This window comes from Flavitalea sp. (genome assembly GCF_035489435.1).
Taxonomy (GTDB): domain Bacteria; phylum Bacteroidota; class Bacteroidia; order Chitinophagales; family Chitinophagaceae; genus DATHKG01.
Genome location: NZ_DATHKG010000165.1, coordinates 165667 through 181070, shown reverse-complemented (window position 1 = coordinate 181070; position 15404 = coordinate 165667). Strand labels below are relative to the sequence as shown.

Genomic DNA, 15404 nt, shown 5'->3' with positions numbered 1-15404 from the left:
CTTTTAGCGTCCTTTCCGATTCAGTTATTATTGCCGTCATAGCCCCAGGCACCGACTCTTATATAAGAGTCTCCAATAACTATGGCACTTCCGGCCCAGGACCTTATTATCGTTATTCAACTGTACCTGTGATTCATTCATTTACACCAATACTAGGTGGTGAGCGCACACGGATGAAGATATATATCGATCGTATTTACGATATCGATAGCGTTAAGATCGGCGGCGTCCCGGTTCGGGAATGGATCCCTACATATTCCGGATACCTCGATGTTATTATTGGCAAAGGGGCAACAGGGAAAATCAGTTTGCAAACTGCGGATACCACGATATTCAGTTCAGATAGTTTTGAATATGTTCAAAAGCCAACATTAAAATCGTTTACACCGGCTACCGGAAAAGCCGGCACAGTCGTTACCATTACCGGAGTTAATATTCATCGTAGCTCGAAAATATATTTTGGCGATGCAATGGCTTCTCGGGTCACCGTATTATCAGATTCAGTATTAACAGCCGTGGTTGGCAGTGGGGCATCAGGCGAAGTAAAATTAGAAACTGCAGGAGGAAGGATGTCATTGCCGGGCTTCATATTTATCCCGTCTTCAATCCCGGTATTAAAGTCTTTCTTCCCTGTTTCAGGCAAAGCAGGCACCATGATCGAAATCGCGGGCGAAAATTTCAATACGGATCCGGAGCTGAATTTTGTTGGCTTTGGTGCTGCATTTGGCAAGGTTATCAGCGCCTCTCCATCCCTGCTAAAAGTGGAGGTTCCTCATGGTGCTTCAGCAGAATTTCTGACCGTTTCCTGCAATGGATTCACTGCTACTTCAAACAACTTTTTCACCTTGCAGGGATCTGTCGGCCGCCAGTTGAGCGACACTACCTATAAGGCAGTAAATACAGTTATAAAAGCAATGCTTTTTCCCGGAACAAATATGGAAGCTGATGATCTGGATGGCGATGGGAAACCGGATCTCATTGTAACTACTGAACTTGACAAATTGAAGGTGTATAGAAATACAAGTTCCCAGGATTCGGTTTCATTTGAAGAAGTTCTAACCATCGAAAATGTAAGCCTTTTTCAAAACATTTTGGTTGCTGATGTTGACGGTGATGGCCGGCCAGAGCTTGTTGCAGGGGAAACATCTATTATTAAAATATTCAAAAACACCAGCATCACCGGAAAAATCAGTTTTGATGCGCCAGCTGAACGAATCGGCGGCACTTATTCTTTTTTCAGTCTTGCAGATATTAATGGGGACGGTAAACCGGAGATTCTTAGTCTCAGCGACCAGGGGGAAGTTATTATATTCCGAAATACCTCATCCGGAAGTACCATAAGCTTCGGAAGCCGTTACATTTTTCCAAAGGGCAAAACCACCTCTCAGTTTGAAGTCGGAGACCTGGATGGCGATGGTAAGCCTGAGGTAATATCTGCAATATCCAGATCGGATCAACCAGTCAAGTCGATGCTGATTTTCCAAAACACATCCACCACCGATACCATAAGTTTTGGTTCGCCATTAAATTTTAATGGTGGAGATAGTCCCCAGAAATTTATACTAGGAGACATCAACAGGGATAATAAAACCGATCTGATCATCAACTACAACCGGGGTATCCAGTATGTGGAGAACACCAGTGGAAACGGAATTCTTTCTTTCGCCCTGGTAACCAACATCATGACAACCACCTGGACCACCACTAATGATATCGGTGATCTTAACGGAGACGGACTTGTTGATCTTGTTTGTGAGGATTCCCGCGATTCAATACTTCATATTTATGTACAGAAGCAAACTAATAACGTTGTTTCCTTTGTGGAAATAGCCCAAACCAAAACCAACGAAGAATTAAATGATATCAGTATCAGGGATCTTAACAAGAACGGCTCGCCTGAAATTCTTTTTATTGGCAGTGATAACTATCTACATATTTTCAGTGCAGATACAATTTTGACAAAGGCCGACACCTGCTCCTTTGAGGCAAACACCAGCATAGGCCGTGACAGCCTTTGTACAGGCAACCAACTTTTATTCACCGCATCTGGTTCAGGATTTTTTTCCAATGCATCCTATCAATGGTTTGTGAATGGTAATCCGCAGTCCTACACAGGTGCCAGGTTTAAAGATCCAATGCTGAATGCAGGCGATAAAATAAGCGTGGTGATGAAAGTAAATACTGTTTGTGGCTTAAAGGCTGATACAAGTAATGTGATTACGATTACATCTGTGTGGTTCGCTCATCATGAAGTTTCTATCACTGCTGCCTTAATAAATCAATGTGATCCTTTTGCAAAAACATTTACTGTTGGTCAGATAACTTTTGTAAATCCCGGGTCAAATAACAATGGCCAGGTAATTGACCCCGCGTCAGGTATTTATCTTTGGAAAGTGAATGGTCAACCTGCAGGATCAAACACTGGTGTCCTCACATTAACAAATCTGAAAGCCGGAGATATTGTATGGTTAGAATATTTGTTGCCTACCCCTTGTGGAACGGACACTATCATCAGTAATAAAAGTACTGTGAGCATATACGACAGGGTTAAACCAACTGCAAAGATCACAGGTGATACACAGGTTAAACAAGGAGAGACATCAGCAATGAAAGTCGAAACAACCAATCCGCCCGGAACAATAACTTATCAGTGGCAGGATAGTACCAGCGTACATTCGTGGGGATCGATTACCGGTGCAACTTTGCAATTACTCATGTATAAGCCTTCAACCAGCGGTGATAAACTGCGGAACATTATTATCAGCAAAGACAGTTGCAATTTTATTGATACGATAGTTACCAACCCTGTAATATTTGTAATTAGTGATAGTCCATTGCCTTTGGCTAATATGCCGATCAGGGCTTTTCCGAATCCCGTTGGCAGTACGTTGTCACTTGACAATATTAACCCCGCTGATAACTGGCAATCACTCGAACTGCTCGGTGCGGATGGTCATAAATTTATCATTATGAAAGATATTCAGAACAGGACAAGTATCAACTTAAGTGTGGTGCATATTCCAAGGGGCCTTTATTTTGTTGTATTCAAAAGAGCAACCGGTGAAAGTGCTTTTTTAAGAATATTAAAACAATAGTTTCATACCATTCAAAAGCATTCTGCAGGGATAAGCTGGAAACAGTTTTCAATATAAAGTGATTATTTTGGTTCCATAAACACTGATTATTGCCAGGCATGACGGGTTGATCAATGTTTACAATCACATTTCATTAAGCCAGCTGCGCGTGAGCAGAGAGTTGTTTTTTTAAGAGATGCTGAACTTCGTTTCTTTCAAGCCTTTGCTTTGAAGGTAGTCAACCAGTTCTTTCGCATCTTCTCCTCCTCGATTTGCATGATGCAAAAGCGAAAAACCATGAGGGCCTTTTGCATTGATGCATTGAGGATAGGTTTCAAGCCATGCCTTAACAAGCTGTGTTTTCCCGAGCATAGTTAGTACAAAAAGATTTGTTCTGGCACCGGTTTCAATTAAAAAATTGGCTACATCTTTTGTACCCACATGGCCGGCGCCTTCAAGCGCAGTTTCAAAATCGCCCCCACCCCAGTCCCAGGTTGCATACAATAAGGATGGAAACTCTGCCAGTAAAGACTTTACCTTGCCGAGATCATTATGACCTGCACCAACAAAAGCTTTCACTTTTTCAGCGGGCAATGGGTCCGGCTTCGGGTTTGTTTGGGAGAATAACGAGGATTGAATAAACAGGGTTGTACTTGCTGCCATGGAAAACTGACTTAAGAAAACTTTACGGTTCATAAACGCTGATTTCTCATAAGTTAAGCATTCTGTTGATCGACCTGCTTACCACCTGTCAAATTCGAACACCCGAAATTACGAATACTGTTGGCTAATTATCTTGTGTATCGGATTATCCTGTGTATCAACCTGCATTTTGCATAATAGATCTTTAGTAATTTATAGATCTTTAACTATTTGTCTATTATTTCATAAGTGCCTTTTGGAAATCCAGGGTCCTGTGTTCATGCTCTTCAATTTATTGTAGAAAAGGATATCTTATGAGCAATATATCTTCTCATGGCATTTGCCCCAGTCCCTCCCATCTTACCGTCCACTTACCATTTTTAGGAATACCCGGATTGTCAGTCTTACATCCATCATAACCTGCACACATCATGGCAATAGCTGCCAGTAATCCACCATTACCCGGCAAATAAATGGTCAGTCTTTTGTCCTGGTAGTTATGTCCATTGTTAAGATAGGTATTTGTCGATATGGGCATCAGCAATGCTTCAATTGCCTGTTCGGGTAAACCAAGCCTGGTTGCTGTCATGGCTGCCATCGGAAAATCCCAGCCCCAGGTATGATCCCAGTTCCAGTTTTTCCAGATCCAGTTAAATGTCGATTGCATGATTGCGGTATCGACAAGACTGGTTTGAGGCAACATTCCCAACGCTCCCAGCACTGATGGATGATCGGTGCGATAGGCTGGATTTGTATATGAATCAACAGCATTTTCGGTAAAGAGATATTTGTTTTCTTTAACAGTAAGCGGCGAAAGATCTTTTAGTACATCATCCCATTTTTTTACTGGAGGCAGTCCTGCCCGTATCCGCCAGGCACGGGCAATTTTCAACGCCCAATGCCAATACACAAGTTCATAAGCAGGATTGAATGTTGTTAAAGGATTAAATGTTTCCTGCGCGGGAATAAGGCCTGGACCGAGAATATATCTTTTTTGGATTGAATCATAAAAAGCATAAGAAACCATAAAGTCTGCAGTGGCAAATACCAGGTCCTTATATTTATCAATAGTAGGCTTGTTACTATCATTCCGGTAAATTAGTTCGGCAAAATAAATAAGATGAGGCTGTTGCCAGATAAGAAACGCTCCAACAGAAGACGGGCTTTCATTGCCATCATTATCTGTCATCTTTTGCCATCTGATTCCCTGATACCCCTGGCGTTTTGCAATGGCTCTACCCTTGGCAGCTGATTTTTTGTACCACGATAAGGAGTTTTCCAACAAAGGGTTTCTGCCCCACAAAGAAAAATGGATGCCATGCCACCAATGCATTTCCATATGAGGCCTGCCATACCAACTGTTATAAGTCAGCCCTGTTTCCTGCGGCGGAAAATTGCCCGCACATTGAATTTTTGTTAAATACTGCGAAAGAACAATTCTTCTTTCCAACTCAATTGCTCTCTTGTCGAGGCTACCGCTAAAGTCAACTGCCGCACCGCTTGTCCAGAATTTATTCCATTCCTGCCTGTTGTTGTCACGGGTTTCGGAAAAAGACTGAGCTATATTATTTTGCTGACGATCAAAACGAAAACTGAATTCAAATGTACCAGGCCCATCATAGCTATCTTGCGAACCGTTATAACTATCTTCCGGAATTGAATTTGTTTGTGATGAGTATAAAGGAGGTTGGAATAAAATTGATTGGAATAAAGTTGAAGCCGGTTGAGAAGCAGATAACTTATTTGAAGATGACGTAACTGAAGATGATGCAGTTGAAGATGATGTAGCTGAAGATGAAGTAGCTGAAGATGAAGTTGAGGCAACGGCGTATGGTGAGATGAGAAAATAATTGCTGTCTTTTGCTGTGACCTCAGCTTTTCCACGCCACTGCAAATTAACAAACCAGGAAACATTGTCAATTTCATGTCGAAGAGAAGTGGCATTCACTGACCTGGAATAAATAACAGATCTGTGTTTGCTGTTTGATTCCAACCTGCTCCCCACGTCTTTCCATTCACCAGTTGGATAGGGGAACCTTACCCGTATTTGTAGCCGGCCTTCATTCAATAATTCTGAAGATACTTTTACACCAACACCATCCTGTTGCTGATGACCATAAGTGATAACGTCAACCGGAACATCTTCTATGGTGAATTTTGAATGAATTTCACCAGTCCACATATTTAAAGTCTGCTCAATATTACGGATATCCTCTATGCCTGCAAGAGAACCGTTCTTTTTTAACAGTTCAAAACCAATATTTCCAATCTGCAAACGATGCGGATTTTGCCTGAACCATTCCACTGCATTTTTATTTCTTACAGGCCCATTGGTTTGTACAGAATAACTTATTGACCTGCCATTCAGATCATAATTTCGAAGCGTTTCTTCAAAACGATATCCTTCGGTATTGGGAAAACTGTGCCAACCCCATTCGCTCTGGGTACCAAGAGGTACTCCATTTTCATATACGTCGGGAAACGACTGTAAACCTGTTATATCGACCGTGAAGGCAAACTGACCGTTTCCAACAGAAAGCGATGACAAGGTATCTGCCGATCTGTTGACTATTGTATGTCTTTCAACAAGCGCTTTGCGGTCTATTCGTTGTTGCGCATTAATAATACCACATATCAGAAAGAAAATTAATGAGAGCCCGATAACTTTTTTCATTTGCAAGATAATTCCCATTTGAATTTATATCACCCAGTTTAGTTTACCCTTTTTACAGGCAAATACAGTTCAATTTACTCATACAAAATCAGTTCATAGTAATCAATTAATACAGTTCATAGTAACCCCTAACTAACAGTTTGCAGGGTCTGATATTATGGCATCAAATATCAATGAACTTCTTTAGCTTAGCATAATTAGTGAATTTTAAAACTTACAACGATGCCATCATTAAATCTTTCACCAGAACAGGTAAAAGCCTTCCATAAAGACGGCTATATCATTGTAAAGAATTTTTGCAGCAAAAAGGAAATAGACAAATTATACGGCACAGCGATCGAAGACAATGCGATGCGAAATAATGCCCTGGATCTGAATGACCAATCAGGAAAAAAAACCAGGCTCTCTTTATGGTTCACGCCGGGAAATGATGTGTTTGGCTACTTAACACGTAGCGAAAAAGTAGTTAATTCGGTTGCACAGCTACTTGATAGCGATGCACCTGTTTGTCACTTCCATTCAAAATTAATGCAGAAGGAACCAAGAGTTGGAGGTGCCTGGGAATGGCACCAGGACTATGGTTACTGGTATAAAAATCAGTTCATGTTCCCTGATCAGCTTGTAAGTGTAATGGTTGCTTTAACTCATGCTAATAAGGAAAATGGTTGTTTGCAGGTGATCAAAGGATCACACAAATTAGGAAGGGTAAACCACGGTTTCGCTGGTGAACAGGTTGGAGCCGATATGGTGATGGTGAACAACGCACTCCAGACAATGGACCTGGTTTACTCCGAACTTGAAGCAGGAGACGCTTTGTTTTTTCATAGTAATTTACTGCATCGTTCAGAAGCAAACCTATCTGAATTTCCACGCTGGTCAATTATTTCCTGCTATTCGTCCCAATCAAACCTTGCCTATAACGAAACATCAACATCGTGGAAAATTCCGGTTTCAATCGTGCCTGATAATGCTATACTCGAATGGGAAGCACAATCACTTTCAAATGCAGATTTTCTGAAAAAAGAAAATGACCCGGCGCTAAAAGAAACGGGATGGGAAACAAAGTTATGAGTGATGAGTTATGAGTGATGAGTGAAGTTATTGATTGACAAGAAAGTTTATTTTTTTATAGTCCTTTTTGTGAGATCAATATTTTGTTGCCTGAGCTCACCAAGCACCAGTTGAGCTATCAAACGTGCGCCGAGTTCGTTAAAATGTGTGTTATCAACTTTACCTTCAGGATAGTTGGGATGTTCACCGGGAGCGAGTTGCAGAAACAACAACTTCGAAATCTCCGGTCCGAATTGTTGCAGCAGATTCATGCTTTTTGAATCCAGGTCGATCAGCGGCACCTTGTTATCCGACGCGACCTTTCTTACAACATCCGAATAGATCGGATGAGATTCTTTCAGCTTTGCAGTGACAGAATCAAATGTGCGTCTTGCAACGGGGGTCAATAATACAGGTATGCCTTTTTTGCTGCGTGTCTCATCAACATATCTTTTCAGGTTTATTCCAAATTCTTCCGGTGTGGTATAACGGTCCACCTTTTCTTTTACTTCGTCATTGTGTCCAAACTGGATAAATACATAATCGCCCTCTTGAAGACTGTCAAGTACATGCTGCCAACGTTTTTCTGCAATGAAGGATTTGGTACTGCGGCCATTTACTGCCATATTCCTCACTTGTACCGTAGAATCAAAAAAATACGTAAATGGCATCCCCCACCCCGTTTCAGGATATGCTCTAATCTCTTTGTTTGCACAGGTTGAATCTCCAATCAGCCAGACACGAATTTTCTTGGGTTCAACGCTCATCAGTGGTAATGCCAAAAACAGTATATAGAATAGTTTCATATAAATGGATGCTATAAAAAAATAGCTTGCCTGGCAAGTTCAGTAATTTAAAACAATAGTCTGGTTTTAAATAAAACAGCTATCTAAATGTATAGTTATGAGTTGAGTTATGAATTCATAATTAATCATTTCATAACTAATTTCATAACTCATAACTCATAATTCATAATTCTTTTAAACTATTGTGTTCTAAGGCTTTTAACAGGATTTGCAAGCGCTGCTTTTACCGCCTGGAAGCTGATGGTTATGATGGCGATTAATATTGCAGATAAGCCAACAAAAACAAAGGTCAGCCAGCTGATTGAGATACGGTATTCAAAATCCAGCAGCCATTTATTCATAATGTACCAGCTGATCGGAGTTGCAATTGTTATTGCAATAATCACCAGCCGCACAAATTCGTTAGTGAGCATATTAGTGATGCCAAATACGCTTGCGCCAAGTACTTTCCTGATTCCTATTTCTTTTTTACGATTTCCTGCTGTATGCATGGCAAGACCAAAAAGCCCCATACAGGAGATGAAAATAGTTAAGCCGGAAAACAGGGCAGACAATGAACCAGTCTGTTGCTGGTCATTGAATTTTTTACCGAATTCCTGGTCCACAAAACGGTAGGTGAATGGATAAGCAGGATTGTATTTTCTGAAAGTTGCTTCTGCGATTTGCAGATTACGGGACATGTCATTTTTTGAATTGAACCGCATCACCGTATTATAAGTCCAGTAATTAGTACCAATCACCACCATCGGATTGACACGGCTATAAGGAGAACCGATAATAAAATCATCAAATACGCCAACGATAGTATATTTCCTGTTTGCCCATTCAATTGTTTTTCCAACCGGGTTTTTAATACCCATAGTTTTTATCGCTGTTGTATTTAATATCAGAGCAAGACTGTCACCAGGACGATTTTCCTGATCAATGTCACGCCCCTCCAGCAATCTGAGGCCCAAAGTGCTGATGAAATTGCCAGTAGTTCCAAACCTCGAAAAATTCATCCCTTCCAGTTCCGGAACCATACCGGTCCATTTCAAACCCGATGACGTAGATCCATCCACAGTTACACCCAGGCTGGTTTTACACATAGATGTAATTACGCCTTTAGTTAATAATTCCGATTTGATAACCTGGTAATTTTTGTTGATATCCCCTTCGATTGAGACCTCTGCAAGATTATTAACATTATAGCCGGTATTTCGCTGTTGTACAAATTTTATCTGGCTATAGATGATAGTGGTAGAAACGATGAGAATAATAGCAATTGAAAATTGAACAACTACCAGGATCTTTCTTGGTGTAAACCTTCGCTGGATATTTGAAAGCTCTCCCTTTAAAACCTTGATGGGACGGAAGGTGGATAAGAAAAAAGCGGGATAGCTCCCCGCAAGCATCCCGGTTAATATTATAAATGCAAATAGTGAAATCCAGAAAATCGGTTGGCCATAAGCGATAGATAAACTCCTGCCGGATAGTTTATTAAATGCAGGGAGGCATAACTCAACAATAAGAATGGCTAAAACACAGGCAACCATTGAAATCAATATGGATTCAGTAAGAAACTGACGAATCAATGATCCCTTGCCCGCACCAATTACCTTTCTAACCCCCACTTCTTTTGCGCGATTTTGACTTTGGGCAGTGCTGAGATTCATGAAATTAATACAAGCTATACCAAGTATCAGTATCCCGATAACAAGCAGCAGGTAAATTATCTCGATACGTCCACCCGCAACTTTGCCGTTTTCAAATCTTGAGTAGAGATGCCATTTCGTCAAGGGATGCAGGAAGATCTCTGTTTCTGATTCCGGTGCATACCGGAGTAGCGCAGTTTTTATTTTATTGTTGAATGCTTCAATTGAAGTGTTCGGATCCAACTGTACATAAGTATAATAGGAGTTATTATTCCAGCTGTTACCATAGTAGTTTTCTCCTTTTTCCAATGAAACGAGGTATTCAAAATCGAAGCTTGTGTTTGAAGGGAGGTTCCGGAGAATTCCGCTTACTTTATAAGGATCCTTGTTGTCTATCCTGACCATTTTATTCATGGGGTCTTCATCGCCAAAGAGCCGTGTAGCCAGGTTTTCAGTAATTACAATATTATTTACATCATCGAGAGCATGGTTTGGATCACCTTTCAGCAGCGGGAAACTAAACATTTGAAGAAACGGCTTATCAACATCATTTCCTTTGGCCTTTAAATTTTTGTCGCCATAGCTAAAAAGACGATCCATGCTCCAGTAGATGCGGGATGTATTTTTTATTTCGGCAAAATCATTTTTTAATGATTTACCTAGTGGTCCGGCGGTCACATCCCAGGCCTGTACATTGCCTGGCCCCATCGAACGGTTCCAGACCTTGTACAGCGTATTTTTATTTTCATGAAACTGATCAAAACTCTTTTCATTCCAGATCCAGGTCCCAATCAATATAAACCCGGCCATTCCGATGGCAAGCCCTAAAACGTTAATTCCTGAGTAAATTTTATTTTTTACAATCGTGCGCCAGGCAATGGTAAGGTAGTTAAATAGCATGCAGTAGCTTTTACTTTAAACATCAATGGCCAGGCCAGATTGATAACTAATTGAAAATCAATATAAACTGGAAGAGATCTTTTCTTGTACTGTCCGTAAGCGAACAGAGATTGTTCAAATTTGAAAACCAATAATAATGTACTTTTTGAACCATAAACTAATCATCCGGCTGCGCCATGAGATTTGTTACTTTTAATTGACGGTAATGATTTTAATAAATGGTTTATGAGCAAGTGTTTGCGGGTTCTGTTGGCCAATTGTTTCTTTATGCTTTTTTTGGTATTAAGAATCACAGTATTAAATGGCCAGCAAAACAAAGCCGGATCTATCGCATCCATATTCCGCAACACTGAACAAATCAGTGGAAGCAAACAATACCTTCAGAGCCCTTTCAATACTGCAGGTGACAGACTTTATATGGTGGGATACCAGGACGGCAGTTTTCCACCTATCGGCTGGCACTTAACTGGCGAGATGGGCGGCGTCTGGAGCCACCCGGTGAAATTACTGGATGGGTTCGAAGTCTGTCTGATCGAAAATGGCTCAGCTCTTCCAATAAAAGCAGATTCATTTATTAATTATCCTTTCGGAAACAGGCACCTTTATAATAAAATCGCTGGTGCGATTTCAGTTGAACGTTACCAGTTTGTGCCCGATGGAAAAAAAGCCTTATATGTTGAATATTCTTTTCAGAATAAATCGAAGCAACAGGTTGAGCTTAATTTTCAATTCAAAGTCACCACTAACCTCAGACCGGTTTGGCTCGGTGAACGAACCGGGATGAAAGATGGAAAGGATCAATCGAAATTTGATGGTCAGACAAATACATGGATAACAAAGGACGGGCTCAATAAATGGTTTGTAGTTTATGGATCAACGGTTACCGGAATTCCCCAACTTGTTCCGGTTATTGACAATACAAAACCCAATACCTCGACAACAATTACGACATATTCTTACCGGCTTGCACCAGGGGCGAGTCTGCTGTTTCCGGTAACCTTTGCAGCTTCCATGCAAAGTGAAGCTAAAGCAATCAGTTTATTGAAGGATGTGAATAAACAACATGTAAAATTGCTGGCCGAAAAAAAGAAACGAGTGCTTGATCTTGACAACAAGTCAAAAATAACACTGAGCGATAAAAAGCTTGAAACGGCATTCCGATGGATCAAGTACAACAACGACTGGCTGATCATAGACGTTCCTGGACGCGGTCGCGCTATCAGTGCCGGATTGCCTGATTATCCATGGTGGTTTGGGGGTGATATGGCTTATACATTGAAAGGGCTGATCGCTACCGGGCAAAAGGACCTTGTTTATAGTTCAATAGACCTTATACATGAAGTCTCCGCAAAAACAAATGGGAACGGGCGCATTGTTCATGAAGTATCAACCAATGGAGCTGTTTATAATAAGGGAAATGTCAATGAGACTGCACAGTTTGCATCACTGGTTTGGGAAGTATTCTGCTGGACCGGGGACCTGGCTTTTCTCGCTAAACATTTTCCTGATATTCAGAAAGGTCTCAACTGGTTGTTGAAGGACAACGATAAAAACCGCAACAACTTGCCCGACGGTTTTGGAATGATGGAGATACATGGAATGAATTCCGAGATGATCGATGTTGCTGCATATACACAAAAAGCTTTTGCGGATGCTTCCCAAATGGCTGCAATTATGGGACAAGCTAAGGTTGCCGGGGAATACCAGGCAACAGCAACCACGATAAAGGAGAAGATAAACAGGGATTTCTGGGTAGAAGATTTTGGATCTTTTGCAGATTTTATAGGTACAAAGGCACAGGCATTACAACTTGTCAACGATGCGATAGTAAGGGCAGACACATTGAACAAACCCTGGGCAGTAGCGGAACTGAAAGCCACCAGGCAAAAAGTTTCATCCTACCCATCTAATACCAGGAAGGGTTTTGTGATGCATCATAACTGGGTAGTGAACACACCGATGGAAATGGGGATAGCCGATTCTGCAAAGGCGATTATTGCTCTTGAAACAGCAAAAAAATTTACAAATCCGTTTGGTATGTTTGTTACAGGCATAGATCGTGATGAATCGGCAGGGACCGATACAGGATCATTTGCTGCACTTGCTAATAAAAGAACATTTACTTATACAGGGGCTGTTATGACGCTGCCAACAGGCGTACAAATTGTATCAGAGAACAATTATGGACGGCCCGATGAAGCTTATGCGTTGATGTTGAAAATGCTTGGCACTTTCAGTTATGCTTTACCGGGTTCGATTTATGAAGTATCTCCTGACTTTGGAATGATGACCCAGGCCTGGAATCTTTATGCCTTCGGCGAACCCCTTATCAAACAATTTTTTGGTATAAAACCGATGGCAATAAAAAAGGAGATTCAACTTTTTCCTTTGATACCACTTGCGTTGAAACAAGGTAAAATTGAAAATGTTGAAACAGGAAATAACATAATTTCGGTTGCATTTAACCGTGAGCCTGATGGCCTCAGTTTCAAAATAACCCAGGCCCTGGGAGAATGGACTATTTTCTTTTCGCAGCCAAAAGGAAAATTCAGTAAATGGATCATAAATAATAAAGCAGTGAACCCCGAATTAAAGGATAACAGGGACCAGGTGATTCTGAAAGGAACATCGTTTCAGGTTGAACTTAAGAATTAAAGTTTTCGCCGGCATCAAATACTACTTTTTACGAAACGTTGCCGGCATCAGACCATCAGTTTGATAATGGCTTGGACTACCGGTTCCATCCCAGGCTTCAATTAAAATATCTGAAGAAAGATCACCGCTTTTTAGTTCGGAGCCACCCCTGATTACAAGAATACCTGGTTCAGCAAAAGCAAGATTGATAGGCTTGTTGTCGAATCCTTCAAAGGATACATCAAGGGTTTTTGGCGTATCTAAGCTTGTATTATTACAATTCGATCTTTGTACACGCACTCCCGTAAATACATCAACGACCCGGAATTCCATTTTAATTTCAATTCCGCCCTGTATATCTTTTACAAAACAACGCAGCCGGGTGTCAGGTGAGCCGGCAATAGTGTTCAGCAATAATGTGCCACTGGTAGCCGGTAATGCTAAGCTTGTCGTTGTAGGACAACTACCCGGAGTCGTAACTGATGCTGCACCTCCTAATGTATAATCAGCTCTTGTACCAAAGGCGCCAATCTGATCGGCAACCAGAAGGGGCTTAATGTTTGAGGGACATGGTGCACCAAATCCCCGGTAAACGATCTTGAATTCAACCGTCTCTTTCAATGGATTCGAACTCCTTGAGTTGGTTTTTCCTCCCTGGAAACGTTCGTAATTGAAATTGCCGGTATATTTCCGCAATACTGATCTCGCAACAGATTTATTATTTGCAGAAATTTCTATGGCTCCCGAAATCTCACGATCTATTTTACAGCGGATGAAGCCAGGTGTCCAGAGGTCAGCTTCAACAGATGTTCCGTTGATCTTCACTGATCGCCCTGAAGTGCCGGGATCAGTTCCAAAAGACCCATACATATATAACATACAACTTCCTTTGTTGAGCGGGCTTTTATAATCTTCATCTACCTGCAGATAAGCGATACCATGACCTGCCAATACAGTTATGTTTGACACCAGCATGAATTGCCCTTTACGGTGCATATTAATGGTTGCAGTCACCACCTCCGGATTTGTATCCGGCTCTTCGTCGGGTGCAGTATAAAAAGCTTGTGAAGCTCTTGATATAAGAATTCCATTCCCCGTATACGTCCATTTCTTAATCTCATCTGCACGAAGTTCACGGGGATTACGCAGGATCTTCACAGACGGCTGACCGGCAGGAACATCGTCCGGATCAATATATGGAAAACGTGTACTTATTTTCAGTTCAACAGCTCCACCCAATTCTACTGTGGCTTCCTCCGGTGTCAGGTTGAGGCTTTTAAAATATCCCCAATCGCTGAAATGGGTAGTGGATACCGATATTTTGCGATTGGTTTTATCAACAGTGGAATTAGTAATTGCGAGCCAGCTTCCATCTGCCTCCTGGTTAGCTATGTCTAAAAATTCAGGCAATGTAGTGGCCAGGTCTTCTTTTTTATAATTAAAAACGATCGTTACAGCTTTCTTAAATTGTTCACCATGGGGAAAAAGTCTGTATGCATCGCCAACACCGCCTGGAAGCTCATTTGTTATCGGCTGGATGCTGAAATCTTTAGCGATATCCAGCGCACCGACAGGAATGATCACCTGGATTCTTCCATCAGTACTACTTAACTGACCACCTTTAGCATCAATTGTTTTACGCGTAACAGCACCGACAGGTGATCCTACAGGAGTTGCCGCATTTTCATCAACCGGAGGTATTGTATTTTCATCGACTGGCGGAGTATTAACGACATCATTAGTCTTACTGCAGGAATTAAATATTAACGAGCAGAGTATGATCATGCACGTTAGACAAAGCTTATTAATCATGATAAGGGTTTAAATTTGTTAACCGAAGCTATGACCCGTAATCATGATAATAACAGGCAACCCGTACAGAACGTTTTTCCTGTCAGATGAATTGGGATGTTTTCGTTTGAGTTGAACTCACAGTGACCTGTGAAACGAAATGCACATGTTAAAATACCATAAAACATAATTATTAAAT

At 41.2% G+C, this 15404-nt stretch carries 8 protein-coding genes; 3 read left to right on the top strand and 5 right to left on the bottom strand.

Translation table 11 applies throughout. The features are described 5' to 3' along the window. Positions 1–3095, top strand: a 3095-nt coding sequence (locus VK664_RS26420) for an FG-GAP-like repeat-containing protein (protein WP_461401725.1), incomplete at its 5' end; no start/stop codon positions are given. Positions 3096–3263: 168 nt separating this feature from the next. On the opposite strand, the gene VK664_RS26415 is transcribed toward VK664_RS26420, so the two are convergent. Both VK664_RS26415 and VK664_RS26410 read right to left on the bottom strand, forming a co-directional pair. Beyond that, positions 3264–3770: a hypothetical protein gene (locus VK664_RS26415; protein WP_461401724.1), complete on the bottom strand. Its 507-nt coding sequence runs from the start codon at positions 3768–3770 to the stop codon at positions 3264–3266. Positions 3771–4047: 277 nt separating this feature from the next. Then, a complete protein-coding gene (locus tag VK664_RS26410) occupies positions 4048–6390 on the bottom strand; it encodes a hypothetical protein (protein WP_461401723.1) in 2343 nt (780 codons plus the stop codon). 222 nt (positions 6391–6612) lie between these two features. On the opposite strand from VK664_RS26410, the gene VK664_RS26405 reads away from it, so the two are divergent. After that, a complete protein-coding gene (locus VK664_RS26405) occupies positions 6613–7461 on the top strand; it encodes a phytanoyl-CoA dioxygenase family protein (protein ID WP_461401722.1) in 849 nt (282 codons plus the stop codon). 47 nt (positions 7462–7508) lie between these two features. Here the strand turns inward: VK664_RS26405 and VK664_RS26400 are convergent, their stop codons facing one another. Together VK664_RS26400 and VK664_RS26395 are read right to left on the bottom strand one after the other, a co-directional pair. Next, positions 7509–8246, bottom strand: a complete 738-nt coding sequence (locus tag VK664_RS26400) for a rhamnogalacturonan acetylesterase (protein WP_461401721.1) — start codon at positions 8244–8246, stop codon at positions 7509–7511. 179 nt (positions 8247–8425) lie between these two features. Continuing rightward, complete coding sequence (locus tag VK664_RS26395) at positions 8426–10780, bottom strand: ABC transporter permease (RefSeq protein WP_461401720.1); 2355 nt, start codon at positions 10778–10780, stop codon at positions 8426–8428. A gap of 267 nt (positions 10781–11047) precedes the next feature. On the opposite strand from VK664_RS26395, the gene VK664_RS26390 reads away from it, so the two are divergent. Beyond that, positions 11048–13435 carry an alpha-L-rhamnosidase-related protein gene (locus VK664_RS26390; RefSeq protein ID WP_461401719.1) on the top strand — a complete coding sequence of 796 codons (2388 nt, stop codon included), beginning with the start codon at positions 11048–11050 and terminating at the stop codon, positions 13433–13435. Between the two features lie 21 nt (positions 13436–13456). Here the strand turns inward: VK664_RS26390 and VK664_RS26385 are convergent, their stop codons facing one another. Then, positions 13457–15199, bottom strand: a complete 1743-nt coding sequence (locus VK664_RS26385; protein ID WP_461401718.1) for a hypothetical protein — start codon at positions 15197–15199, stop codon at positions 13457–13459. Between the last annotated feature and the right edge of the window lie 205 nt (positions 15200–15404).

Coding starts and splice junctions, on each gene's coding strand:
- VK664_RS26395 (WP_461401720.1), bottom strand. CDS start 10,780: ATGCTATTTAACTACCTTACCATTGCCTGGCGCACGATTGTAAAAAAT.
- VK664_RS26405 (WP_461401722.1), top strand. CDS start 6,613: ATGCCATCATTAAATCTTTCACCAGAACAGGTAAAAGCCTTCCATAAA.
- VK664_RS26390 (WP_461401719.1), top strand. CDS start 11,048: ATGCTTTTTTTGGTATTAAGAATCACAGTATTAAATGGCCAGCAAAAC.
- VK664_RS26410 (WP_461401723.1), bottom strand. CDS start 6,390: ATGAAAAAAGTTATCGGGCTCTCATTAATTTTCTTTCTGATATGTGGT.
- VK664_RS26385 (WP_461401718.1), bottom strand. CDS start 15,199: ATGATCATACTCTGCTCGTTAATATTTAATTCCTGCAGTAAGACTAAT.
- VK664_RS26400 (WP_461401721.1), bottom strand. CDS start 8,246: ATGAAACTATTCTATATACTGTTTTTGGCATTACCACTGATGAGCGTT.
- VK664_RS26415 (WP_461401724.1), bottom strand. CDS start 3,770: ATGAACCGTAAAGTTTTCTTAAGTCAGTTTTCCATGGCAGCAAGTACA.